Consider the following 24,362-nt stretch of genomic DNA (forward strand, 5'->3'; position numbering starts at 1 on the left):
CAAGTCATGAAGACTGCAACATCGTTTACCGTATCCACCATCGCCCTGAGCCTGCTGATGCACGCCGGAGCCGCCAGCGCTGACCAGTGCGACACCGTCCGTTTTGCGGATGTCGGCTGGACCGATATCACCGCCACCACCGCTGTTGCCTCGGTGGTGCTGCAAGGCATGGGCTACGATACCAAAACCCAGTTGCTGTCGGTGCCGGTGACTTACAAGTCCCTTGCCAACAAGGACATTGATGTGTTCCTGGGTAACTGGATGCCGACCATGCAGGCCGATATCGAGCCTTACCTGAAAAACAACAGCGTGCAAGATCTTGGTCCCAACCTGACCGGTGCCAAATACACCCTGGCCGTGCCGAAATACGCCTACGACGCCGGTGTCAAAAGCTTTGACGACCTGGTGAAATTTGCCGATAAGTTTGATGACAGGATTTACGGTATCGAGCCGGGTAATGATGGCAACCGCCTGATTCAGGACATGATCGACCAGAACGCCTTTGGCCTGAAAGACTTCACTCTGGTGGAATCGAGCGAAGCCGGCATGTTGTCGCAAGTGAAGCGCGCCGTCCGTCGTGACAAATGGATTGCCTTCCTTGGTTGGGCACCACACCCAATGAACGCCAGCGTTGACATGATGTACCTCGACGGTGGTGATGACTTCTTTGGCCCCAACTACGGCGGTGCCAATGTGCATACCAACGTCAGCCAGGGCTATCTGGAAAGCTGCCCGAACGTTGGCAAGCTGCTGACCAACCTGACTTTCACCCTGCCGCTGGAAAACGAAATCATGGGCGCGATCCTGAACGATGGCAAAAAGCCGGAAGTCGCAGCGACCAACTGGCTGAAAGCCAACCCGGGCGTATTGAACCAGTGGCTGGCCGGAGTGAAAACCAACAGCGGTGCGGATGCGCTGCCAGCGGTACAGGCCTACCTGAAAAAGTAGACCGCCTCCCGGTCGGATAACGGCCAACCTGACCAACCATCAATAACCGGTTGGCTGACCATCCCGAACCAGGTGCGGCCAACACCGCTCTGGTTTGGAGTCTCTCGACAAGTCTGTGTTATCGCCGATCTGGTTGTGGTTCTGACCGCATCAGAGCCGTAGCCTGAGCCAGTGATAACGCAGACTTCTCCAGAGATTTCCGCTAACGATCAGAATGACCAGATCAAAAAAAACAGAACAAACAGAGGCTTGATATGAACTGGCTGTCCGATAACAAATTGCCGCTGGGCGCATGGATGGAAACATTCGTCGACTGGCTGACCGACCACGGAGCCTGGTTTTTTGACCTGGTGTCCATTTCTCTGGAATGGGTGATCACCTCGCTGGTGACACTGTTCCAATGGTTTCACCCGGCTGTACCGATTATTGCGACAGCAGCCATGGCCTGGTTTCTGCACCGCAGCATCCGGCTGGTGCTGTTTGTTGTCGCCTCGATGCTGCTGATTATCAACCTTGGTTATTGGGCCGAGATGATCGAGACCTTTGTGCTGGTCGTCACCGCCACCACGATTTGTATTCTGACCGGTGTCCCCGTAGGCATCTATGCCGGTCACAAACCCAAGGTGTACAACTATTTGCGGCCGGTGCTCGACCTGATGCAGACCGTCCCAACCTTCGTATACCTGATCCCGACCCTGGTGCTGTTTGGCCTTGGCGTGGTGCCCGGCCTGATCTCGACCATTGTGTTTGCCATTGCCGCCCCGATCCGGCTGACCTACCTCGGTATTCGTAACGTCCCGGAAGAACTGATTGAAGCGGGCAAGGCCTTTGGTGCCACGCCCCGGCAATTATTGTGGAAAGTCGAGCTGCCTGCTGCGCTGCCCAGCATTATGGCCGGCGTGACCCAGTGCATCATGCTGTCGTTATCCATGGTGGTGGTGGCCGCGCTGGTCGGTGCCGATGGTTTGGGCAAACCGGTGATCCGGGCACTCAACACGGTGAATATTTCGCAAGGCTTTGAAGCCGGTATCGCCATCGTGCTGGTGGCTATTATTCTCGATCGTATTTTCAAAGCGCCGGGCAAGGCAGAGGTATAACCATGAACGCCATTTCTATCAGAAATCTTGATGTTGTTTTTGGCGACACGGTCGCCCCCGCGCTGGCATTGCTGGATCAGGGTAAAACCCGCCAGCAGATCATCGAATCCACCGGCAGTGTGGTGGGCGTGCATAACGCCAGCATCGAGGTCAAGCAAGGGGAGATCTGTGTCTTGATGGGGTTGTCTGGCTCCGGCAAGTCCAGCCTGTTGCGGGCGGTGAATGGCCTTAACCCGATCTCTCGTGGTCAGGTACTGGTCAAGGATGGCGACGGCCAGGTTGATGTCGGCAGCTGTGACGCCAATACCTTGCGGCGGCTGCGGGCCGAACGGGTATCGATGGTATTCCAGAAATTTGCCCTGATGCCCTGGTTATCGGTGCTCGACAACGTTGCTTATGGTCTCGAACTGATGGGGCAAGGCAAGGCCGAGCGCCATCAGAAAGCCATGGAAAAACTCGACATGGTCGGTCTGACCGACTGGAAGGATGCATTACCGGCGGAGCTATCCGGAGGCATGCAACAGCGGGTTGGCCTGGCTCGGGCATTTGCCATGGACAGCGATATTCTGTTGATGGACGAGCCATTCTCTGCACTCGACCCACTGATTCGGGCGCAGCTACAGGATGAACTGCTGGTGCTGCAGCGCAGCCTCAACAAGACCATTCTGTTTGTGTCCCATGACCTGGACGAAGCGTTAAAAATTGGCACCAATATCGTCATTATGGAATCAGCCCGGATTATTCAGCAGGGCGCACCGGAAGACATTGTAATGAACCCGGCCACCGCCTATGTGGAAGACTTTGTTGCCCATACCAACCCATTGAATGTCCTGGCTGGCCGGTCTCTGATGACCGCAGCGGATGAGCTGACGCGGCAAGGGAACGACACCCTGGTGTGCAGCGAAAAAGACATCTGGCTGGCATCCGATGGCAAAACAGCCCATCGCCACGGCGAACCGGTCCCCATGCAACAATGCGGCATCGAGGCCAACACGGATATGCCACCACTGGGCACCATGGCAATGACAACGCCAGATATTTCCATGCGACGGGCGATCGAAATCCGTTACGCTACCGAGCAACCCGTGGTGCTGGCTGAACATGGCAAATTGGTGGGGGTACTGACCGACCATAACTTCTATCACGCCATGCTGGGTAAACATTTTAATGGTGCTGCTACGGCGTAATCTTGCGCGCCATGCACCATTGAGCATCGAGCCTGGCTTTGTCCGTGGGGTTGAATGCCCGTGGCAAGACTACTCCTCTGCCAGTGCGCTATTGGCCCGGTCTTGCAGTGGCTTGAGTAAATAATTCATCAGTGTGCGTTCACCGGTACGAATAAACAGACTGACCGACATACCCGGTCTTGGGGTGAAATCCTCTAATTGTTGATAACCATCCGGGCCAATACGGACCAGCACGGCATAGTAGGGCAGGCCGGTCTGATCATCTTCCGAGCGGTCGGCGGCGACGGTTGCAACCGTGCCCATGATATCGGGCGTACGGTTCTGGTTGGCCGCCGGAAACAGAATCCGAACAGGTAAACCGGGTTCGACTTTATCGATCAGGTGCACTGGTACCTGGGCTTCAACGACCAGGGTGCCACTGGCAGGCACCACATCGAGCAGATGACTGCCCGGATTGATAAAGCCGCCTTCGGTAAATACACTCAGCCCCATGGCCACGCCATCGACAGGGGCCAATACCCGGGTTTGCTCCAGGCTGTATTGGGCTGCGCGCAGCTTTTGCGCCAGGGATAACAGATTGAGTTCAGCCTCGGCATAGGCTTCGTGTACCTGTTCGAGAAAGGATTGCTGATGCGACGATTGGCGGATGGCTAACTCTTGCAGCTGTTGCTGCAATTGCCCTAGTTGACCGATATTCTCGGCCAGTTTACTGTCGGTTTCGGCGTGCAGGCGCTCCATTTCCAGCAAGCGTACCCGGGAGACATAACCGGATTTTTCCAGTGCTTTCATTCCCGCTAGTTGCTCATCCAGCGTGGCACGCTGACGACGGCGGCTGCTATTGCTGTCGCTCAGACCTTTCAGTTGGTAATCCATGCCGGTGATGATTTCATCGTAGCTTTGTAAGGCTTGTGCCAGTGAGCGCTGCCGGGCCTGGAACAACCGTTGCTGGCTGTGTACGGCATCGGTGGCCCGCTCCATCAAGTCCGCCGGAAACTCAATGTTTGCTTGCCCATCGCGTTCCGCTTTCAGACGAGTCAGCAAGGCCAGGGCATTGTCGTACTGAATCTGCACTTCACGCAGATGCGCCTCGGCCCGGGTCGGATTCAGACGGATCAATACCTGCCCTGCGTGGACCTGGTCGCCGTCGCGTACCAGAATACGCTCAATCTGACCGCCATCCGGATGAAACAGACTCTTGCGCTGCCCTTCGACGATCAGCTGACCATTGACCGGAACGCCCTTGTCCAGTGGTGCCAATGAGGCCCAGCCAAGAAACCCCAGTACACCGGCAATAATCAACAGCCAGCCGGCGCGTACATAGCGCTGACTCTGGTAGGGAATGGCCATCTCTGTGTTGGCTGCGCGCAGGGTGTGAGCATATGGCAATGTGGTTACGGTCATTGTCCGCTGGCCTCTGTGGAGTGGGATTTTGAAGAAGACGAAGGCGTTGAAGGTGATTCTGGGGCCGACGATGGGGCTGCTGTGCTGAACGACACCGTTGGCGAGTGATAAACCTCCGGCGTTGGCTTGATCTTCTTCGCCGCCCCCGACAACACCTGCTCCCTTGGCCCAAAGGCGCGCATCTGGCCATCCGCCAATACCAATAAATGGGAGCAGGACGACACCAGCGCTGGACGGTGAGTAATCACCACCACCGTACCGCCCCTGTGTTGTTGGCTAATGATTGCCTGCTTGAGGGCCTGTTCGCCAGCGTCATCCAGGCTGGCGTCCGGTTCATCCAGCACCAGTAACGCCGGGTTACGGTACAAGGCCCGAGCCAGCCCGACCCGCTGGCGTTGACCGCCGGATAATCCCCGGCCGTTTTCTCCCAACAGGGTCTCGTAACCGTCGGGTTTTTGCAGAATCAGCTCATGGATACCCGCCAGCTTGGCCGCCGCGATCACCTGCTCGGCATCGACCTCACCAAAGCGGGCAATATTATCGCTGATGGAACCGGCAAACAGCTCGACATCCTGCGGCAGATACCCCAGCGAAGGGCCAAGCTCCGCTTTGTTCCAGCGAAAAATATCCGCTCCATCAAGACGGACTTTGCCAGATGCCGCAGGCCATACCCCAACCAACAGCCGCGCCAATGTCGACTTGCCAGAGCCAGACGGCCCCAATACGCCGAGCACACTGCCGGATGGCAACTGGAAATTCAGTCGTGATAACACCACTTGCCGTGTGCCCGGTATTGCAGCACTGAGATGTTCAATACTCAATTCACCAGAAGGGGCGGGCAGAGACAATGTTGTTACAGGAGGAGGGCAGGCCTGCAGCAACTCCGACAGCCGATGATAAGACTGCCGCGCTGTGGTCCATTGCTTCCAGGCGCCAATAACCGCATCCACCGGAGCCAGAGCACGACCCATCAAAATAGAAGCGGCAATCATCATCCCGGCACTGATCTCACCCGAGATCACCAGCAACGCAGCCAACCCCAGAATCATCGACTGTAAGGTAATACGGATACCACGACTGGCCGCCGCCACCGAACCGGCTTTTTCACTGGCAATGCGGTGATGATCCAAAAACTGTTGGTGTAACTGAAACCAGCGCTGCCGCAACGCTGGCAACATGCCCATGGCTTCAATGACCTCGGCATTACGCAATACCGAGTCCGCCTGATAACCGGATTTGATTGACGACTGATTGGCTGCCTGCAAGGGTTTTTGGGTGAGTTTTTCATTCAGTATCGCCAGCCCGATCAATACCAGGCTGCCCACCGTTGCAAACAAACCCAACCAGACATCAAACATATAGATTACCGCCAGATACACCGGCACCCAGGGCGCATCAAAAAACGCCAGCAAGGGGTTGCCGGTCAAAAACTGACGAATACCGTTAAGATCACCCAACGACTGGTTGGCGTTAAAGCCGCCCTTGCGCAAACTGGCAATAAAAGACGACGAATACACCTGTTGACTGAGCTGAATATCCAGCTTTGTGCCCAGCCGCACCAGCACCCGACTACGAATAAACTCCAGCGCTGCCATTAACAGATACAAGCCCAGCAAGATCAGACTGAGCATCAACAGCGTCATGCTGTTTTGCGAACTGATCACCCGATCGTACACCTGCAACATATAAATAGCCGGGGCCAGCATCAGTAAGTTGATCACGGCACTGAAGGCCGCCACCGACATATACACCGACTTGCAGCCCAACAACGCCTCACGCAGTGGGGAAGTATTGGCTGAGGCAGCCGCTTCAGGTTTCATAACAGACTCCGGGATTCAGGCTTTTTATCCAGCCGGCGCTGGGTAACTGCGCCGACTGAGATAGCGATTAAAGGTAGTTGTTAAAGACGGTTATTAAAGATGGTTATTTTAATGGTGGTTATGGTCGTTATGAGTGATCGCTGTACCCCGGAAACCGGGGCAGAGGCTATCCATGGATTAACTGGCCGACGTCACCCGACGGCGACGGAACAGCAGCAAGGCTGCGGGTAGCAGCAGAAGAGGGTTAAAAGCACCGCCGGAGGAGGAGCCGGCATCAACGGATTCACTGATTTCGACAGTTATATCTAAAGGCGTTGCCGATACTTCATCGCCACCCAGACCGGTACAGGTCAGCTCATACGTATACTCGCCGGGTACCCCTGTAATTTCTTTAGAGCCGCTGACGGCTTGCTCGGTATCCAATGTGCCCCAGTTAGTGTCACAGCTGGCGGCATTTTCGGTTTGCCAATTGATGGTAAAGGTTTCACCTTGTTCGACTTCGTACAAATCTGAACGAAAATCAATAATGGATACTGGATCCGGTAGACCGGAGGCCAGCACTCTGAGGGTTTGGCTGGATTGTTCTGTACCGTTATCACAGGTCAGGACAAATTCGTTGGTGCCTTCGTTAGCGATAACCACTGTTTGGCTGGCATCTGTCAGCTCAGAGATGGCCTCGTCCCAGTCGCCGCTGGCGCTACAAGTTACGTCGCTGAGTTCCCCGGATGGATTCGTGACATTCCAGTTCAAAGTGGCCTGCAAAGCCCCCGACTCCCAAGTCAATTCAGGGGTTTCTGTCCAAAAGGCGGTGATAACAGGAGATGTTGGGATAATATCGGTATCGACTTTAAACACCGTACTGCTTGAAGCTGTAGTTGAACCAAAAAAGTTACCGTCTGGGCTGACAGGGCTAAGACCGACCGGAAAGGCTTTTACATCATTGTCAGAACTGAACTCATATAAGGTTTCAAATATGTCGGTTACGGGGTCGAGCCTATATAAGGTTCCCTCACCGTTGGCATTTGTTGTTACATTGCTTCCTCCCTTCCCGGTGACGCCATAAATCATTCCATCCATGCCCAATTGCAAAGTACGCGGTGAATTACCCATGGGCGAGGAAGTGCCATTAAAATCGACTACCTTGAACCAAGAAGCATCAATGGTGTCGGCATCCCCGGAAGATAAATCCAGGCTATTGAGTATTCCATCACCACCATCGACAACCGGATGGCCATCAGTAATATAATAAAGTTTATCGTTAATGGTGGTTAACCATGCTCCAGAGTCTAAACCTGGATCTTCCAAAATATACGCTTGGCGGAGTACCGAATAGTCATTATTATTGGCGGTATCGATTTTAAAAATGGTTCCAACTCTAAAAGTGGTGCCACCGCTTTCAAAACTTTTATTGCCCCCCTCGGTATTTATGCCGTAAATCGTTTGTCCATCGGCATCGATGAATAAGTTGACGGGTTCATAGCCTTCTGCAAAGGCGGTAGCTTCATTGTCGCCTTCTGCGTCCACAACAACTTCTTTGATAACTTCTAATTCGCCTTCGGCACTTAAACGGTAAATACGGTTAACAGCCTCAATTTCTGTATCGCCTTCAGCCTTACTGATAAAGTAGAGATTATCGTCGTTATCCAACACCATATTGCCGGTTGGACAAATGGCCGCACCCAGATTGGTTGTCATATCCACCATTCTTTCCGAAGCCTCCTCAGCCCAAGGGGTATATTTAGTAATGGAACCATAAACCCGGCCGGTAATCTCACTACTCCCTTGTATTTCTCGAAGAACCTCTGGGCAGCGAGTTTCTGCACTGTGCCCTAAAAAAATCTGCCCGCGATGATTACTGACCAAAGTAGTGGCTTCATAGTAAAAGTCGACTTCATCCAATTGCGGGTCACTGCCATCGGGTTCCATCGATAAAATAGAGAGAACAGATGGAGATGAAGATCCATCGATATATTTGCCGTAAAGACGACCGTCAGAACCGTAAATAAACTTGGTGAGTACAATATCCGTTTGATCGGTGGAATAAATTCTCTCAACCGACGGAGCGGCCTGCAAACTGAAACTGATTCCCGTTAGTAACAGAGTGCTGATTATACGTTTGGAAAACATATTTCTTCTCCAGAAAATAAAAAAGGGCCGCCTTAAAAAGACAGCCCCAAAGGTTAATTAAACAACAAAGTTGTCTGTAGTTAGGCCAGATGAAACACCTGTGATTTCAACTGTATGTGCAATAAACCCTTCATAGTAGGTGAGCACGGCATTACCCGTGCTGTAATCAACCGCGGTAACAGCAGCGGCCGCATCTGCAAAGCTGTTGATTCCATCAATATTGATGACATCCCCGCCGGAACCGACTTGGAAACCGGCATTAATAAGATCATCACCCCCGCTCAGGACAAACTCATCTTGACCGCTAAAGGCATCAAACGTATCGGCAACGCTGGTTCCGTTGTGAGTAATGTCATTGGCGTTAAGGATGGTTTCCAGCGTACTGGTATCACCGCTCATCAGACCATTAATCAGATCGTGCACATCGTTGTCGTCAGTAGCAGAGTTACGATCAATAATTTCGTCGTAAGCACCATCACTGTCGTTATCCAACATGCCGTTGCCAATGGCTTCGTACAGGCCATCAATGGCGAACAAATCAGAGGCCAGACTACCGCTACTGTAAGCACCATCACCGAAGGTCAGAGTATCGATTGCACCGGCCAGAGTGTGGGATGGTGAGGTGCCACCGGTGTAAATCATGTCATCGGAAGAGTAAGTGGTACCGCTGCTGTCTTCCAGAGTGACGGTTTCACCTGCAATCAGAAAACTGACATCACTTTCAGAAGTCATGGTGTTGGCCAGGTCACTACCGATCACTTGGGTGTAGTAGTAAGACTCACTGTAAGTTTCGTCACCAATATCCAGGTCGCTGCCAGGGCCGTCAGCAAAGGTCATATTGGCGGCGTGTGTGGTCTCGCTGTAGGTGGTTTCGTAATAAGTAAAGTAGTCCTGCAGGCCGTCGTAGCTGGAAAAGTTACTGTCGTAAGTAATGGTTAAACTCATATTGAAATCTCCATGATCAGGTTGAGTTTACAAGTGGTCGTATCCGTAAAATCCGGTAGAATCAGAGCCTGTATGTGATAGGTAAACGCTGCTTTCCGGTGTTGTACGAGATGACCAGAGGGTGGCCTTGACGGGATCAAGGCCGTGGTTGCTTCAGGGTGGCGTTGCCGCGCCACCCTGATGGCAATAGCGTTAAGTGTTGGGGTGATATCCAATGCATGCCGGATCATCAGAAGCCCCACTGTAAGTTGGCGGTAAGGGTTCGGCCCGGTGCATAGGTGAGTACCATGCCGTCGCCCATGGCCTGGATATATTCCCGGTCGGTGATGTTTTTCAGATTAAAGCCCAGTTGCAGTGCTTCGCTGAGCTGATAGCTGCCGTAGGCATCCAGAACGGTGTAAGGGCGCAAGCCGATTTTTTCTCCGGCAACGTCTTCTGTTCCATCCAGAGTTCCCCAGAGGGAGCCGTATTGCCCGGTCTGGGTAGCCCCTGTCAGAGTCATACCGATATCCAGTGTGTTATCAAGCAAACGAGCACCGAGCGTTATCTTGCCGGTCCATTCCGGTTCTGGTGGGAAATACAGAGTGCCGGCAGCGATGCAGTCTTCGTTGACATAATCAGGGCAATAGCTTGACGGGTCTTCGCCATCCGGGCCGCCCAGAGCCCAGGCGTTATAGAGTAATCCCCAATCTTCATGATCATTGAAACGGGTGTAGCCACGTTCGGTACGTGTGAGGTTGAGGCCGCCGTAAAAATTATAAAAAGTAAAATCCAGCTGTAACTCTTCGCCTTCGTAAATCAGGTCATTGAGTGCATTGACGTACATCGAGCTATAGGCATAAAAAGGCGTGCCCACAAAGCCTGGTGTTGCTGTCCCTGTCCCATAAATAATGTAATTTTCTGTGCGGTTGTAATAGTGCAGCAGCTTGACGCTCAGGGTGTTTTGCGGGTTTTTCTGGCTGGTTAGCTGCCAGTTAAAGCCTAACTCCCAGCTGCGGGTTTCTTCTGGTTCCAGCATCCAGTTGGGGTAGGTATTCACCGCGGTCACATGGCTGGGCTGGGTGCTCGCGGTCAGGGTTTCGGTGATTTGTGGTGGCCGCCATGAAAGACCGCCACTGGCAAACAGTTGTAATTGATTGGATGGGTCTTGTATCAGGTCGTAGGCCAGTCCCAGACTGGGTAACCAGCGGTTATCACTGCGATCAACATCTATATCGGCGTACTGCCATAACTGCTCACCATAGGTTTCTGAATCAGCGCGTGCATCGGAGTCATAAAAACCGGTGTTACCCCACAGTCGATAGGTTTCCCAGCGAATGGCGGGTGTTAGAGTCAGACGTCGGTATTGCCAGTTGCTGCTGAGCCAAAGGCCGGTGAGCTGACGTTTGCCCTCCGGTGTGCTGCCGGCGAGTAAATCCACGTCGTTATCACTCAGTACTTCGGAGTCGGCATCCGGCCGGTTGCGATCCTGAAAAACCTCAATGCCGTAGTCCAGCATCAGATGGGTATGGCCCGATGACCATTCAGAGCGGTTGCTCAGCACCCCGCCCAGCGTGTCGGTGTGTGTGGTAACGCTGTAGCTGTCGTCGCTGTCTTGACTGATATTATGAGTGGATACCTGATACAGCTTGGCCTGGGCATTGATCCAGTGGGAGTCAGGGTTGTAGTAGAGATCAAGCGCATAACTCTGGGTGTCGGTATCATTGGTGCTGGTGATAGGGTAAATGCCTTCGCTGTCGTAGCTGTAGGAGGCACAAAAATCCGGATATTGGCCGTAGTAGTCGGAGTCGGTATCGCAGTATTTCTGGTATTCCTTGTAGGTGCCAGCCTGATCGGTATCAATGGCTGAGCTTTCGCCGTAGCGGGTGGTGGTACTGATCGCACTGGCTTTCAGTATCAGATCATCGGCAATGTGCCAGTTCGCTTTGGCAATCCAGGATTCCATTTCCTGGCCGGTGCCATTCACAATGCCAGTATTAATGTAATAGTCGTTTTGTCCCCAATAAACCGCATCCCCTTGTGTACCCGGTTCGTATTGATCGGAGTCTTTGCGGCTGTAGCCAATCAGCACATCAGTACGATCTGTGGGCCGGAATGCCAATACCAAAGAGCCGGACGGGTTCTGGCCATTGGCCCATTTACCAACGCCACTGGCCAGCCGCAAGCGGCCGCCAGAGGTTTTATCTGCGGCAATAATGTCGTCGGCTTCCAGGGTTTTGAAGGTGGCAACCCCACCGCTGGCGCCGGCGCCACCGGCTCCGGCGTAAGCGCCTTTTTGCACTTCTACTTCGCTCAGGAATTCGGTATCAAAAAACATTTCGCCGTTACGCTGGCCATGGCCGCTGCGTTGGAAGTTCTGGCGCATGCCGTCGATGTTCATATTGACGCGGCCAAAGTCTTTCAGGCCTCGAATATTCACTGAAACGCTGGGGTTCTGTTCATTGGTGGCGGTGTAGACCCCGGCGGTGGACTGCAAAATTTCACTGGCATGGCGCGGGCCGGTGCGGTCCATCTCGGTGCGGCCGATGATGCTGGTGCCGTCGGCGCGTTCATAAATCTGGGAGCGGGAACCCGACTGGGCAACCACCTGCATGGTGTCCAGCATCAGGGTGCCGACAGGTGCTTCGATAAGAGAGGCGGCCGGATCATAGACGGTTACTTGTTGGCCGTTGTTTTCTATCCGGAAAGACAGGCCGGTGCCGCGCAGTAATAAGGAAAAACCTTCTCCGATGCGGTATTCCCCTTGCAGGCCGGCACTGGTTCGGTTTTTCGTGATAGCGGGATCAAACAGTACCGATACCCCGGCTTCGAGCGCAAAGCGATTCAGGACGGAGGTCAGGGAGCCAGCCGGGATCTGGTAGTTCTGACCTGTCTGTTCTTGTGTCTGGCCTGTGGTCTGGCTTTCTGCCTGTACCGGGGCTACTGCAGGCAGTAACAGACAGATGGCCAGCAAGGTTGTGGCGTTGCTGTTGGTAAGGTTGTTTTTCATAGGTGCGAAGTATTCTTGTTTGCGTTTGTACTATAAGACGCACCACCATAAAAATCGGGCAGAAAAAATTGAATGTTTTTGCGGTCGGTAAATTTCGAGTGACTAACGGGTGTTTTATAGGTGTTCAGCCAGGGCGGCCTATCAGGGCTGGCACAGAGGGATTGAACAACTCAATGACGCAGAATGGCGATACGAGGATAAGGCCGGTACGGCAGTGCCCGCCGGTTGGTCAGTGATTACGTGGCCGTACCATGGCAAAGAATTTGCCAGCCCGGTTAACCCGGATTGGCAAGCTGTGCTCCAGATGGGTGAGGATTTGTTCGGGGGCATCAAGGATAAAGACGCCGGAGACCTGGATGGATTGCAGCGCCGTGTCGCTATACAGCAAGGGGCCGGGGTAATAACGCGATATTTCTGCCAGCAGTCTGGAGAGAGGCCAGTTGTCGACCACCAGCTTGCCGCTGGTCCAGGCGGTGTGGAGGTCTGCATCGACCGTATGAGGTGTGGCGACCTGTTGGTTATCCGCGCTGGTGGCTTCGTTTTGATGGATCACTACACAGGGGGATGTCTGTTCCGGGCAGACGTTGACCTTGGATTCGGTCACGACTACCTCGGTTGTCTGACGGCGTACCCGAACGGCGTATTGGGTGCCGAGTGCAGTGGCTGTGGCGTGCTCGGTCTGGATCACAAACGGGCGGCTGACATCGGCAGCAACGGTGATATACAGCTCGCCCTGTTTCAGATGAATGAGGCGTTGCTGGTTCGTAAAGTCGACGTCAATGGCCGAGTCGGTGTTAAGGATAATTTCGCTGCCATCGTTGAGTGTGATTTGCTGTCGCTGGCCGTGGCTGGTGTGATAATCCGAGAATAGCCCGGATAGTTCGCTGCTGAGACTGATCCAGCAGGCTGATAGCGTCACCATGGCGACCAGAGGCAATGTGGAACGCTTTGTCCGGGTTGCTTGTTGTAATGCTTTGGCGGCGGGCAGACGCAAGTCTTCTTCAATATGGTCCAGCTGTTGCCAGACGCTGGCCATCCGATCGAAAGCCTGTTCGTGGCGTATGCTTTGTTGACGCCAGCGTTCAAAATCCTGGCGTTGTTTGGAGGTGACCTGTTCATCGCCCAAGGTGGCATGCCACAGTGCCGCCTGATGAAGAATCTTGCGATTGATTGACGCGGGTTCTGATCTTGCCATATGGGTTGGCTCAGTTTTCCAGCAGGTCGTAACAGTGCAGCATGGCACTGGCGATGTACTGTTTGACGCTACTGTGGGAGACGTTCAGGCGTTGTGCTATATCGGCGTACGTCAGCCCTTCCAGGCGGCTCCAGATAAACGCATTACGTACTTTTTCTGGCAACCCTTCCAGCATGCGGACCAGGGCGGTGAGTAGTTCGGTCACTTCGGCCTGGGTTTCGGCGGAGCAACTGCAGGCATCTTCCTGATTGAATTCTGTCCAGGCTTCGATCCAGGCTTGTTCTACCCGGCGTTTACGACTGTCATCGATCAGCAATCGGCTGGCGATGGTTTTCAGGTACGCTCTGGGCTCGCGCAAGGAGTGGAGCTGTGAGTGGTTCAGCAGTACCCGGATAAAGGTGTCGTGAGCGAGGTCGGCAGCCCGTTCGGAGCTGCCCATTCTCTGGTTTAGCCAGTTGCGCAGCCAATGGTGATGGTTGGTGTATAGCAGGCTCAGTGCTTCGCGTTCGCTTGTCGTACTCTGCATTCCCGGCCTCGCATCAGAAAACACTTGATGATAATTGTTCTCATTATCTATAAGGGACTGATTATTTCAAGCATGATTCTGAGTTTGGGCAGAATGAATGGCTTGGCGGCGAGAACTCCCTGTCTGTCTGCGTCACATTGTCAGCGTTTTTTTTGCCCTTTCCCCAGACTTGTACGTCTTGGTAAGTACAGCGTGGCAAAAATGTTGCCATGCAGCATAAATACTTGGGGACATCTATTTAATCCGGTGCTCACTCTGGGCTACCAGTGGCCATTCTATTGGCCGACAAATCAGATGAGATCAGACAAGCCAAGGCCCTCAAACAGCGTAAGGAGAACAGCATGACAAACACCAGTACGGCGGAACGTAGCCGCACCAAGCAACTTGAAGTACTTACCGATGCCCAGCATCAGCAGCTGCACCGGTTGGTGGCAGAGGGCAATCCATTTGCTACCCGCGAAAACTTTGCTATCTGGGTCAGTGTTCAGTATCAGTTTCAGCAGAAGATTGCGGATTTGTACCGTAATCCGACGCTGAAATCACTGCTCCCTGATTTGGAAGACCGCAGCCGTCTGCAAGCCGCAGCAGCGGACTTGAAGGATCTGGGGCAGGAAGTCCCACAGGCCGATGTGATGAATGCCGATGATCTGACGACGGCTCAGGTGTTGGGCTGGTTGTTTGTGTCGGAGGGGTCGACGTTGGGGGCGGCGGTGTTGCGCAAGAAGGCATCGGAGTCTTTGGGGTTATCGGATGAGTTTGGTGCTCGCCATCTGGCGGCATCACCAGAAGGCCGCGCCAGGCATTGGAAAGCCTTTACTGCACTGGTGAATGAGCTACCGATGAGCGAAGAAGAAGAACGTCAGTTAGGGGAAGCGGCTCAGGCAGCGTTTACCTATTTTGCCGTTGAATTGCGTAACGCGTATGGCATCCCGGCCTGACCCAAAACACACCATGGTAACAGCGCCATTGCGTTTGCTGTTGATGATGCTGGCTGTTGCCAGTTTGGCGCTAGGCGTTATCGGGGTGTTTGTACCGGGGTTGCCGACTACGGTATTTGTTCTGATCGCGGCCTGGGCGGCCGCGCGCAGTTCCGCTCGGTTTTCAGCCTGGCTGGAGTCGCATCATCTGACCGGGCCATTGATACGTAACTGGCGGGATGGTGGCTCTATGCCTCGTTCTGCCAAGTATGCAGCGACGGTCAGTATGTTCTTATCGGCGTTGGTGATGTGTCTGCTGCATCTGCCGATCTGGATTATTGTTCTGGCAGATACCAGTATGGCGCTGGTGCTGATCTGGTTATGGCGTCGGCCGGAGCCGTTGTCGGCGGTCAAGACCGATTAGCCAACAGGATCCAGGGTTTCGATGCCAGCATTCAACAGTCCAACAGCCGGGTAACAGCCGGGTAACAGCCGGGCAGTTGGCAGGGCGTGTCTCCACGCCCTGTTTTAATCATCCACTCTCGTATTTACCCTCTCTCATGTTAGCCATTACCAAAGGGCCATTGCAGTTCCAGCAACAGGTTACGTCCCATGACGGGAGCGTACTCCTTGAGATAGGAGGTGTGCTGTTCGCCGTATTGGTCGGTGAGGTTGCGCAGTTGGGCATCCAGTCGCAACGTTTGGTTGGCAAACCGGATTTCTGTCCGTGCGGAGAGATTCAGCTGATACCAGTCCGGGCTGATGGTTTCTGCCGCGGTGACGCGTGTCTGACGAGCGTGGTAGAACACTTCAGCTCGTAGCCGGGTGGTGTTGTGCTGGTGATTGATGGCCAGCATCAGGTTGTCTGCTGGCATACGTGGCAGGTCGTCGCCAGATTGCACCAGCCAGCCGCGGGTCAGGGAAGCTCCCATATCCAGCCCCCATTGCTCGTTGATCGGGTGTACCCAGGTGGCATCGACACCGGCCAGGCGGGCATCGGTCTGTTCATGACGGTACACCCGGTTGCCGTGGTAAGGGTCGGTAAACTCTTTCAGGTCGTTATAGATGTAGTCCTGATAGTCGTAAAAGTAACCACTGATACGCCATTGGCTGGCGTTGGCATCGGGGTAACTTTGCCAGCTGATATCCAGCGCCCGGGCGGTTTCCAGCTTGAGGTCGGGGTTATCCAGCTGAAAGGAGAAAGTGGCATGATGGTCACCATTCCAGTACAGCTCGTCGGTGGTGGGTGCCCGCTGCAGGCGTGAGAGCGTGGCGATCATCTGGCTGACGTCGTTCAGGTCGTAAGTGAGGCTGGCGGACAGTGACACGGGTGTGTACTGACGGGTTTTGTAATACGACTCATCCTGGCGGAAGCTGGCACTGATAACGGTTTCATCTGCCTCAATCTGGCGTTGTTCAATACGGCCACCGAGAGACAGTTGGCCAAAGATCAGCTGTTGGTCGGCATGCCAGAAACCGATGATATCGCGATTGACGGTCGCCGGCATGGGCGTGTCGTGGGCAAATTTATAGCCTTCGTAGAGAGTGAAGTCAGACCCTTGGGTGCCATCCCAATCTTCATCACTGTGGTCGGCAATCTGTTCGCAACCGGAATGGTCATGGCACAGTTCAAAATTACGCTGGTTGCTGCCGATACCCAGGGTGCCGACCCAGCCAGACTCGGTCTGGTAGTCCAGTTCGGTGCGCCATTCCCGGAATTCCTGAATAAACAAGCCGACCACCAGGTCGTCTGTCAATTCATCGTGTTCGTAATCACTCCAGCCCAGTTGTAATCGCCAGGCCTCGGCCCAACTGCTATTGAGGGGGAGTTCTGCGCGCAGGTCGTAGCGCGTCTGGTCAGGAGCGACCCGAGTGTCATCGTTGTCTTCGTTAGGGACGGCGTAGTCGCTGCTGAGGTTGCTGATACTGAGACCAATGTAGCCGTAATTGTCGAAGATCCGGCTCAGGCCCAGTGCCATGCCCTGGCTGCTGGTGTCGCTGTTGAGAATTTCGCCAGTGCGGTCGCCGCTCTGTGCGCCATTCGCACCTGCATGATAATTATTGCCTTCACGGTCAAAGCCATCGATATGCACAATGGTCTGGCCATTACCGGCATCAAGCCGGGCAATACGAGTCCAGCCCTGATCATTGCTGGAATATCCCAGAGTGACTTCACCGTTGATGCCATCCAGTTCGGTGTCGTGAATACGCTGGTCCTGGACGTTAACAATGCCGCCAAGGATACCGCTGCCGAAGCGAAAAGCAGCCGGGCCTCGCACCAGCTCAACCTGGTTTGCGGCGGCGAGGTCGGCCATTGGGGCATGGTCGGAACTCATGGCGGAGAGATCCGCGCTGTCTGCGCCATTGGTCAGGATTTGTACCCGGTTGCCGGATAATCCGCGTACGACCGGACGGGCAACGCCCTGGCCAAACGAGGCGTTGCTGACGCCGGGCATGGACTCCAGCAAGGCCCCCAGTGACTGGCTGCGGTTACCCTGAATCGACTGTTGATCAAGAACCTGGGTGGCGGCTTCGGATGGGGTTTGTTCCGGGGCAGTGACGCGAATTTCTTCGAGGTCGAGCCAGTCTTCCTGGTTGCTTTCTGTGTTGTCTGAAGCGCCTGTATCGGCGCTTGTCGTCTCTGCGTGGGACAGGGTGGCGAGTATTAGTAATGGCAAGCCAATGGCGGTTGCCATTGGCCGTGGTAATACACCCCCCGACCGCTTGCGGGTCAGGGGAGGGTTGGCAGAGGTATCTGCCGAGGCGCCACCGTTTCCGGTGGTGCCTCGCCTGTTAATGGTCATGGTCATGGTCGTCGTCGTCATCATCTTCATCGTCGTCATCCGCTTCCAGCATCACGGTAGACTGGATTGCAATGCCGCTGGAGAGTGCCAGTGCACTGCCATGTAAATGCCAGGCACCACCGTCATGGGAGTCAACCGTGTACAGATGACCGCCGCTGTTATCGGTGATCATGAAGGCCGAGCTGCCAGCAGCCAATTGTATATCATCGCAGCTGAAGCTGGCGCTATCGACTTCGCTGAGGCTGATACTGGCTGGGTCCAGACCGCTATCACTCAGGTCAAGCACTTCGGCAGTGGCGTCGTCATATACCGCGATAACGGCAGTTGCTTCGTCGTTGAGGGCAGCAGCACAAATGTTCTGGCCTTCTTCCAGGCTGAACCCGGGATCGCTGCTGTGGGTGTGGTTGCCGTGAGGATAAACCATCGAAACGGTGTTGCTATCGGTGCTGTACAGCAAGATATAGTCACCACCGCTGTTCCAGCCGCTGACGGTTTCGCCGGTGAAGGTAGTGCCGCTGTAGGCGGTATGGACGTCGCTGTCGTCTTCGTCTACGACCACGTAACGCAAGGCTTCATCACACTGGATCAATACCAGTTCGTCGTTCTGCATGGCGGCAGAAGGTGATGTACAGGTATGGCTGCTCAGTATCTCGCCGTCGCTGTAAAGGTGCACCTGATTGTTATAGAAGGCGGCATACAGGCTTTCGCCTTCATCCAGAATCAGTGCCGGAAAGGTCTGGGTAATATCAACCAGAGTAAAGTCTTCTTCCGGGCCGCTGGCGCTTGTCAGGTCTTCAGCCGGGTAGAATTCGGTAACGCCGTCTTGCAGCAGAGCAAAGTGGTTTTCTGTCATGACCATTTGTGGGTCATCTTGCGTGACGGTCAGGGCATCCAGAAAGACGGGGTCAGTTTCTGGCTCAGTGTCCAGACCACTGCTGATAAATTGCACGCCAGAAGCCGTAACCAGAGCAGCGCTCAGGCCATCATCGGATTTTAACAGTTGTCCGGCTGTGGCCGCTGCCTGACCAACCAAACTGACGCTGGCTTCATCCCGATCATATACGGAAATATCCTGGCTGGTCTGTTCAGCCATGACCAGACGCTGGCCGTATTCATCGCTGTGGTCGTGGTCATCTGAACTGGATGAGCTGTCATCCGAGCTGCCACAGGCACTGAGCAGCGCACTGGTGATAGCCAGAAAAAGTATCTTGCGATTCCGCTGAGCAAACATGGATTGAAGTCCTTGGTTGTTTAAATTTTGCGTTGTTATAACATAACAAAGGCGGGAAGCGTCAAGAACTGACAGCAAATTTAGCGGTCGGCGGGCGTTCTCTTGCCTGATGAAGAGGAACACCACTATGTCTGCAAAGCACTTTGAGCCGTTACCGGTCACCTTGTTGTCCGGTTTTCTGGGGGCCGGTAAAACGACGGTGCTGAATCATATTTTGAATAATCGCGATAATTTACGCGTTGCCGTGATCGTCAACGATATGAGTGAAATCAATATCGATGCCATGGCGGTAGGCCAGCAAGTGAGCCTGAATCGCGCTGAAGAAAAGCTGGTCGAAATGAGCAATGGCTGCATTTGCTGCACGCTGCGCGAAGACCTGCTGATTGAAATTCGCAAGCTGGCGGAAGAAGGCCGCTTTGATTATCTGCTGATTGAATCCACGGGTATTTCCGAGCCGTTACCGGTGGCTGAGACCTTTACCTTTGCCGATGAAGACGGCCGTTCGCTGGCTGATGTGGCGCGTCTCGATACCCTGGTAACGGTGGTCGATGCGGTGAACTTCCTGCAAGACTACGATGCTGCCAAAGGTTTGCAGGAAAGTGGCGAATCGCTCGGTGAAGACGATGAGCGTAACGTGGCCGATCTGTTAGTGGATCAGGTCGAATTCTGTAACCGTATCCTGATCAGCAAAACCGATCTGGTTGATGGCGAGCAATTACAGCGTCTGCTTGGCATTCTGGACGCACTGAATCCAGAGGCGGACAAGATTCCGGTCCAGCATGGCCAGGTGCCTCTGGAAGCGGTATTGGGTACCGGCGCTTTTGATTTTGACCAGGCCAGTCAGGCTCCGGGCTGGCTCAAGGAATTACGTGGCGAACACGTGCCGGAAACTGAAGAATACGGCATCGCCTCGTTTGCCTATCGGGCCAGACGGCCGTTTCACCCGCGCAAGTTTTATGATTTTTTGCATCAGGACTGGACTGCTCGACAGGGCCGTCTGGTGCGTTCAAAAGGATATTTCTGGTTGGCCAGCCGGCCTGAGTTTGCCGGTCAGTGGAGCCAGGCCGGGGGCATTGCCCATCACGGCGGTGCCGGGCGTTTCTGGAAATCAATCCCGCAGCAAGACTGGCCAGAGGATGAGGAGTTTCTGGATTTTATCAGTGAATACTGGGTTGAACCGTTTGGTGATATGCGTCAGGAGCTGGTGTTTATTGGTCAGGGAATGGCAGAAGAAACAGTACGAGCCGAGCTGGATGCCTGTTTGTTGAACGATGAGGAGCTGGCCGCCGGTCGACAGCTGTGGAGCCTGATGGATGATCCCTTTCCTGAGTGGGAGTTTGGCGGATGATAGTGGCAGACAGAACCCCGGAAACCGAAACACCGCTGCTGCGCAGCCTGACCGTGGACCATATTGTCGAACTACAGCGCCTGTATGAACCGGACATCAATATCGCCATTCTGCCTGAGTCGGCACATGAAGGCTTTTCTGAGCTGGAGCGACAACAGTTACGAGCGGATTGTCAGTATCTGGCACTGACCCAGCCGGGTTTCCGGCTGGCGTTATCGGGTACTGAAGCGGAGCTGGTGCAAGGGCTGAACAGCGGCTTGCCGACCACCTTGCAGCACGCCGATGTACTGGCCCGCTGGTTGAGCCAGCATATTGGCATTTTTGCGGCGCTGTTTGAGCCTCCGGCGATGTATATTCGTCTGGTGTCGTTGCAGCAGGCCATGTGCCCCCGCTTCCATGTCGACCATGTGCCAGCGCGCTTGGTAGCCAGCTTGTATGGCCCGGGTACGGAATGGCTGGCCGAATACGGCGCTGACCGGCAGGCATTGGGAGGTAATCCCCGCGACCCATGCCAGATACCCGAAGCGATCCAGCAGTTGTCGTGCGGCGATATGGCGCTGCTCAAGGGTGAAGGCTGGGAAGGTAACGAAGGACGAGGTCTGATCCACCGCTCTCCCGTGGTGAGCGAAGGCGATAGCCGGTTGTTTTTCAGTATCGATTTTGCCGCTGCCTGAGCGTTAACCCCTGCGGAAGCAGGGGTTGATTGGGGGCCTGGTGGCAATGCAGGGGCAACCGGGTGCTTACTCGACGCGATGCCGCAACAGCACCAGGTTATCCAGCACGACATTGTCAGACCAGATAAAGCTGGCCCCCGCTGCGCCAAATTTCTCGCGGAAATTCATATAGGCTTTTTTGTTGTTTACCCCTATTTCGTCTTCGGAATAGGTGGTTGCCGCGGGCCATGTCCGATATTCCTGGCTGGTTTGCCAATCGGTTGGGATATCCCAGTGGACAGAATAGGCGCCACGGGCGTTATCCCTGCTAGCGGTGCTGCAGCGTTCTGACACACGGCGGGAGCCGATCTCTTCAAGGCAGCTCAGATCAAAAACCGGTGCTGTGTAATAAGTCTGGGCATACCAGTCGGGGCTGGTGAGGGTGCCATCGGAAAAGCTGGCAATAAATCCGCCATCCCCGGGATGAAAGGGTTTGCCACGATTGCTCTCACTGCCGAGTCCGGCATGTTCTTCCCAATCGACCAGCTTGATCGCAAGCTCATAGGGTTTGCTGACCTTGAAGCGAACGATATTGGCGTTAAAGGGGGTAAAGGGCACCGGATCAACCGCCACCAGTTGGCCATTCACATAGAGTTCAAAATAGTTGTCGGCAAAAATGTAACCGGTCACGACCTCGCCGTCCGGATCAATGCTGACGATGGGCACATCCTCAACGGACAGCTCGGCCAATGAACGCGGTGTGACGCCAGAACATTCATTATAAAGATCGGCAGCAAAGTAGCGCTCGTCATACTGGACTTCGGCGGGCACAACGAACTGTTTTTGACCGCTGGACTTGATACCAACCGGAGACAGGCGTGAATGGCCTCGTTCGCAGCTAAACAGGTTGTTCTGCTCGACCGTGGCTGCGCCCTGAATGACAGTGCCGGAGCCGGAATAGGTGTCTGCGGTAGCGCAGCCACTCAGACTGGCCAATGAAAAAATAATAACTAACGGGTGTTTGATGTGCATTTTGATGTCCATGATATGGTTTGTAATAACGCCGCGGCTTGGTTCGATAGATAGATAGGTGCCAGAAATAGCCACGCAAGACGAAGATACCAGCATTGTATTGTGTTCTGGCAAGTACTTGGCTGGCATGAATAGTGGTTTGCGAATACCGGTTTGTGGGTGGCAGTTTGTGGATACCGGTGGTCCGGTTGTTCGATGGGCACGGGCGGTGATGGCTTGCCACCAACCGCCCGGAGAATTATCCGTTTCCTCTGTTAATGCGACTCACTGTGTAACTGCTGCAGCAAGGAACGACGACTGGCAAGCCAGGCCGGTATCACCGCCGTGAGCAGGGAAATCAGCAGCAACAATCCCAGCCAGCCCAGTAACCGGGCATCGATTTTCAGCAAGGTCAGCTGGATACCTGTGATATGAGCCAGCCATTGACCAGCGGCCAGCAGGCCCAGCTGGGTTGTCAGCAATGCCAACAGCAAGGCGCTGGCGGTAATCAGCAATACTTCGATTTCAATCAGCGCAAATACGAACCAGGGGCCAGCCCCCAGTGAACGTAGCGTGCCAAGCTCCTGTTGCCGTTGCTGGATTGACACCAGCAGCAGGGTAATCATGCCCAGCATGGACGACAGCAACACCAGCGCGGCAATCGACCTCAAGCTGGTTTCGATCCAGCCCAGGTTTTCCCACAGCAAGGACAATTCGACGCCAGGCAAAATGGCCAGCAGGGCTTCGTCGTCAAATTCGTTGATCTGGCGTTGCAAGGTAAAGGTCTGGATGCGGCTGTTGAGGCCAACCAGCAGGGCGCTGATGGACTCAGGGTGTGCGCCCGGTTTGCCACCATGAATCAGGTCCATGGCATCAAGGCCAATCAGCAAGGTCTGGTCAATGGGAGTGCCGGTGGGTTGCAGCACCCCGGTAATGGTAAACGGATGGTCGGTATGGCGGCTGAAACTGGTTCGCCCCTGGCCATGAGCCAGCACCAGACTGTCGCCGAGGTCATAGCCCAGTTGTTGCGCCACCGATGAGCCAATGACCACATCGCTGGCCGTGGCAAAGCCTTGCCCATGCTGCCACTGTAGCGGGTGTTTCTGGCCATAATGAAAGTGTGTGAAAAAGTCACTGCTGGTGGCCAGTACGCGAAAGCCTCGATGAGAATCTCCCATTGACAAGGGCACGACCCAATCAACCGCAGGCTGTTGCCGGATTGTTTCAACACTGTCCCAGCTCATGTTGCGGGTCGGGCTGCCGATACCAAACAGGGAGTACAGCAGCAGGTTGCTGGAGCCGGTACGGGCACCCACGATCAGATCCACCCCGGAGACGGTGCCGGTAAAGGTATCGCGCACCTCGTGGCGAATATGTTCTACCGCCAGCAAGACGGCAAACGCCAGGGTCAGTGCCAACACAATCAGGCCGATGGTGATGCGCCGATGCCAGAGGCTCAAGCGAGCAATACGCCATAACATCTCAAATATCCTCTCTAACGACAGTAAGATCCTGCAAGGCAACCGATTGATCAAACCAGTCGGCCTGTCGGTGGTCGTGGCTGATCATGATCAGGGTGGTGTCGGGGGTCAGGTTTTGCAGTAACAAGCGAATAAAAGCAGCGGCAGAATCTTCATCCAGCGCCGAGGTGGGTTCATCGGCAAACAGCAGCGGTGGCTGGTTGATCAAGGCGCGGGCTATGGCCACCCGTTGTTGTTGACCTTGACTGAGACGGCCTGCGGTCTGATGGAACAGGTTGGCGGGCATGTCCAGTTTTTCTAGCAATTGGTAAATGTTGTTATCCAGCGCGGCGCTGGATTTTTTGGCCAGTACCGCCGCCAGGCGAATATTGTCAGCAACGGACAAATACGGCAGCAGATAAAACTGCTGCGAAATCTGGCCAATATGGCGTGCCCGGAAACTGTCCCGCTGCGAAGCCGACATGGTCTGGATGTCTTCTCCCAGGATGCGTATCTGGCCTTGTTGCGGTAACATCATGCCGGTTAACAGACGCAATAGCGTGGTTTTACCGCTGCCAGAACGACCGTGCAAAAACAGTCGTTGGCCATGATCAACCTGCCAATGGGGAATGTGTAAAGCATGCTCTGGCGGGGCGGATGGGTAGTGGAATTCAACGTCCCGTAACTCAATTGCCAGCATAGG

General features: G+C 54.4%; 19 protein-coding genes. 7 read left to right on the top strand and 12 right to left on the bottom strand.

Features of this window, described 5'->3' with window-relative positions; genetic code table 11:
• The first annotated feature begins 6 nt into the window (after positions 1–6).
• From Q4551_RS09110 to choV, 3 genes are all read left to right on the top strand, one after another.
• A complete protein-coding gene (locus tag Q4551_RS09110) occupies positions 7–948 on the top strand; it encodes a choline ABC transporter substrate-binding protein (protein WP_303433259.1) in 942 nt (313 codons plus the stop codon).
• A gap of 254 nt (positions 949–1,202) precedes the next feature.
• Complete coding sequence (choW, locus tag Q4551_RS09115; protein WP_303433260.1) at positions 1,203–2,045, top strand: choline ABC transporter permease subunit; 843 nt, start codon at positions 1,203–1,205, stop codon at positions 2,043–2,045.
• 2 nt (positions 2,046–2,047) lie between these two features.
• Complete coding sequence (choV, locus tag Q4551_RS09120; RefSeq protein ID WP_303433261.1) at positions 2,048–3,232, top strand: choline ABC transporter ATP-binding protein; 1,185 nt, start codon at positions 2,048–2,050, stop codon at positions 3,230–3,232.
• 69 nt (positions 3,233–3,301) lie between these two features.
• Here the strand turns inward: choV and Q4551_RS09125 are convergent, their stop codons facing one another.
• From Q4551_RS09125 to Q4551_RS09155, 7 genes are all read right to left on the bottom strand, one after another.
• Entirely contained in the window at positions 3,302–4,633 is a 1,332-nt protein-coding gene (locus Q4551_RS09125) for an HlyD family type I secretion periplasmic adaptor subunit (RefSeq protein WP_303433262.1), read from the bottom strand.
• Positions 4,630–6,453, bottom strand: a complete 1,824-nt coding sequence (locus Q4551_RS09130) for a type I secretion system permease/ATPase (RefSeq protein ID WP_303433263.1) — start codon at positions 6,451–6,453, stop codon at positions 4,630–4,632. The genes Q4551_RS09125 and Q4551_RS09130 overlap by 4 nt, the downstream gene beginning before the upstream one ends.
• Positions 6,454–6,630: 177 nt before the next feature.
• The gene (locus tag Q4551_RS09135; RefSeq protein ID WP_303433264.1) at positions 6,631–8,580 is read right to left on the bottom strand and encodes a choice-of-anchor tandem repeat GloVer-containing protein; all 1,950 of its coding nucleotides are present in this window, start codon (positions 8,578–8,580) and stop codon (positions 6,631–6,633) included.
• A gap of 57 nt (positions 8,581–8,637) precedes the next feature.
• Positions 8,638–9,525: a hypothetical protein gene (locus tag Q4551_RS09140; RefSeq protein WP_303433265.1), complete on the bottom strand. Its 888-nt coding sequence runs from the start codon at positions 9,523–9,525 to the stop codon at positions 8,638–8,640.
• 229 nt (positions 9,526–9,754) lie between these two features.
• Positions 9,755–12,514 carry a TonB-dependent receptor gene (locus Q4551_RS09145; RefSeq protein ID WP_303433266.1) on the bottom strand — a complete coding sequence of 920 codons (2,760 nt, stop codon included), beginning with the start codon at positions 12,512–12,514 and terminating at the stop codon, positions 9,755–9,757.
• A 229-nt stretch (positions 12,515–12,743) separates the two neighbouring features.
• Entirely contained in the window at positions 12,744–13,709 is a 966-nt protein-coding gene (locus Q4551_RS09150; RefSeq protein WP_303433267.1) for a FecR family protein, read from the bottom strand.
• A gap of 10 nt (positions 13,710–13,719) precedes the next feature.
• Complete coding sequence (locus tag Q4551_RS09155) at positions 13,720–14,235, bottom strand: sigma-70 family RNA polymerase sigma factor (RefSeq protein ID WP_303433268.1); 516 nt, start codon at positions 14,233–14,235, stop codon at positions 13,720–13,722.
• 341 nt (positions 14,236–14,576) lie between these two features.
• Between Q4551_RS09155 and Q4551_RS09160 the strand changes: the two genes are divergently transcribed.
• Positions 14,577–15,173 carry a biliverdin-producing heme oxygenase gene (locus tag Q4551_RS09160; RefSeq protein ID WP_303433269.1) on the top strand — a complete coding sequence of 199 codons (597 nt, stop codon included), beginning with the start codon at positions 14,577–14,579 and terminating at the stop codon, positions 15,171–15,173.
• Positions 15,157–15,576: a YbaN family protein gene (locus tag Q4551_RS09165; RefSeq protein WP_303433270.1), complete on the top strand. Its 420-nt coding sequence runs from the start codon at positions 15,157–15,159 to the stop codon at positions 15,574–15,576. Before Q4551_RS09160 ends, Q4551_RS09165 begins: the two co-directional genes overlap by 17 nt.
• A gap of 139 nt (positions 15,577–15,715) precedes the next feature.
• Here the strand turns inward: Q4551_RS09165 and Q4551_RS09170 are convergent, their stop codons facing one another.
• Together Q4551_RS09170 and Q4551_RS09175 are read right to left on the bottom strand one after the other, a co-directional pair.
• Complete coding sequence (locus tag Q4551_RS09170) at positions 15,716–17,986, bottom strand: TonB-dependent receptor (protein ID WP_303433271.1); 2,271 nt, start codon at positions 17,984–17,986, stop codon at positions 15,716–15,718.
• Positions 17,946–19,187, bottom strand: coding sequence for a hypothetical protein (locus tag Q4551_RS09175; protein ID WP_303433272.1), 1,242 nt, complete (start codon positions 19,185–19,187; stop codon positions 17,946–17,948). Before Q4551_RS09175 ends, Q4551_RS09170 begins: the two co-directional genes overlap by 41 nt.
• 127 nt (positions 19,188–19,314) lie before the next feature.
• On the opposite strand from Q4551_RS09175, the gene zigA reads away from it, so the two are divergent.
• A complete protein-coding gene (zigA, locus tag Q4551_RS09180) occupies positions 19,315–20,535 on the top strand; it encodes a zinc metallochaperone GTPase ZigA (protein WP_303433273.1) in 1,221 nt (406 codons plus the stop codon).
• Positions 20,532–21,209 (top strand): DUF1826 domain-containing protein, encoded by a 678-nt coding sequence (locus tag Q4551_RS09185; RefSeq protein WP_303433274.1) that lies wholly within the window; start codon positions 20,532–20,534, stop codon positions 21,207–21,209. Before zigA ends, Q4551_RS09185 begins: the two co-directional genes overlap by 4 nt.
• A gap of 66 nt (positions 21,210–21,275) precedes the next feature.
• On the opposite strand, the gene Q4551_RS09190 is transcribed toward Q4551_RS09185, so the two are convergent.
• From Q4551_RS09190 to Q4551_RS09200, 3 genes are all read right to left on the bottom strand, one after another.
• A complete protein-coding gene (locus Q4551_RS09190; protein WP_303433275.1) occupies positions 21,276–22,220 on the bottom strand; it encodes a hypothetical protein in 945 nt (314 codons plus the stop codon).
• A 254-nt stretch (positions 22,221–22,474) separates the two neighbouring features.
• The gene (locus tag Q4551_RS09195; protein ID WP_303433276.1) at positions 22,475–23,680 is read right to left on the bottom strand and encodes an ABC transporter permease; all 1,206 of its coding nucleotides are present in this window, start codon (positions 23,678–23,680) and stop codon (positions 22,475–22,477) included.
• Position 23,681: 1 nt separating this feature from the next.
• The gene (locus Q4551_RS09200; RefSeq protein ID WP_303433277.1) at positions 23,682–24,359 is read right to left on the bottom strand and encodes an ABC transporter ATP-binding protein; all 678 of its coding nucleotides are present in this window, start codon (positions 24,357–24,359) and stop codon (positions 23,682–23,684) included.
• Positions 24,360–24,362 lie beyond the last annotated feature (3 nt).

Source organism: Oceanobacter sp. 5_MG-2023 (assembly GCF_030548165.1).
Lineage (GTDB): Bacteria > Pseudomonadota > Gammaproteobacteria > Pseudomonadales > Oceanobacteraceae > Oceanobacter.

Coding starts and splice junctions, on each gene's coding strand:
- Q4551_RS09110 (WP_303433259.1), top strand. CDS start 7: ATGAAGACTGCAACATCGTTTACCGTATCCACCATCGCCCTGAGCCTG.
- choW (WP_303433260.1), top strand. CDS start 1,203: ATGAACTGGCTGTCCGATAACAAATTGCCGCTGGGCGCATGGATGGAA.
- choV (WP_303433261.1), top strand. CDS start 2,048: ATGAACGCCATTTCTATCAGAAATCTTGATGTTGTTTTTGGCGACACG.
- Q4551_RS09125 (WP_303433262.1), bottom strand. CDS start 4,633: ATGACCGTAACCACATTGCCATATGCTCACACCCTGCGCGCAGCCAAC.
- Q4551_RS09130 (WP_303433263.1), bottom strand. CDS start 6,453: ATGAAACCTGAAGCGGCTGCCTCAGCCAATACTTCCCCACTGCGTGAG.
- Q4551_RS09135 (WP_303433264.1), bottom strand. CDS start 8,580: ATGTTTTCCAAACGTATAATCAGCACTCTGTTACTAACGGGAATCAGT.
- Q4551_RS09140 (WP_303433265.1), bottom strand. CDS start 9,525: ATGAGTTTAACCATTACTTACGACAGTAACTTTTCCAGCTACGACGGC.
- Q4551_RS09145 (WP_303433266.1), bottom strand. CDS start 12,514: ATGAAAAACAACCTTACCAACAGCAACGCCACAACCTTGCTGGCCATC.
- Q4551_RS09150 (WP_303433267.1), bottom strand. CDS start 13,709: ATGGCAAGATCAGAACCCGCGTCAATCAATCGCAAGATTCTTCATCAG.
- Q4551_RS09155 (WP_303433268.1), bottom strand. CDS start 14,235: ATGCAGAGTACGACAAGCGAACGCGAAGCACTGAGCCTGCTATACACC.
- Q4551_RS09160 (WP_303433269.1), top strand. CDS start 14,577: ATGACAAACACCAGTACGGCGGAACGTAGCCGCACCAAGCAACTTGAA.
- Q4551_RS09165 (WP_303433270.1), top strand. CDS start 15,157: ATGGCATCCCGGCCTGACCCAAAACACACCATGGTAACAGCGCCATTG.
- Q4551_RS09170 (WP_303433271.1), bottom strand. CDS start 17,986: ATGAAGATGATGACGACGACGACCATGACCATGACCATTAACAGGCGA.
- Q4551_RS09175 (WP_303433272.1), bottom strand. CDS start 19,187: ATGTTTGCTCAGCGGAATCGCAAGATACTTTTTCTGGCTATCACCAGT.
- zigA (WP_303433273.1), top strand. CDS start 19,315: ATGTCTGCAAAGCACTTTGAGCCGTTACCGGTCACCTTGTTGTCCGGT.
- Q4551_RS09185 (WP_303433274.1), top strand. CDS start 20,532: ATGATAGTGGCAGACAGAACCCCGGAAACCGAAACACCGCTGCTGCGC.
- Q4551_RS09190 (WP_303433275.1), bottom strand. CDS start 22,220: ATGCACATCAAACACCCGTTAGTTATTATTTTTTCATTGGCCAGTCTG.
- Q4551_RS09195 (WP_303433276.1), bottom strand. CDS start 23,680: ATGTTATGGCGTATTGCTCGCTTGAGCCTCTGGCATCGGCGCATCACC.
- Q4551_RS09200 (WP_303433277.1), bottom strand. CDS start 24,359: ATGCTGGCAATTGAGTTACGGGACGTTGAATTCCACTACCCATCCGCC.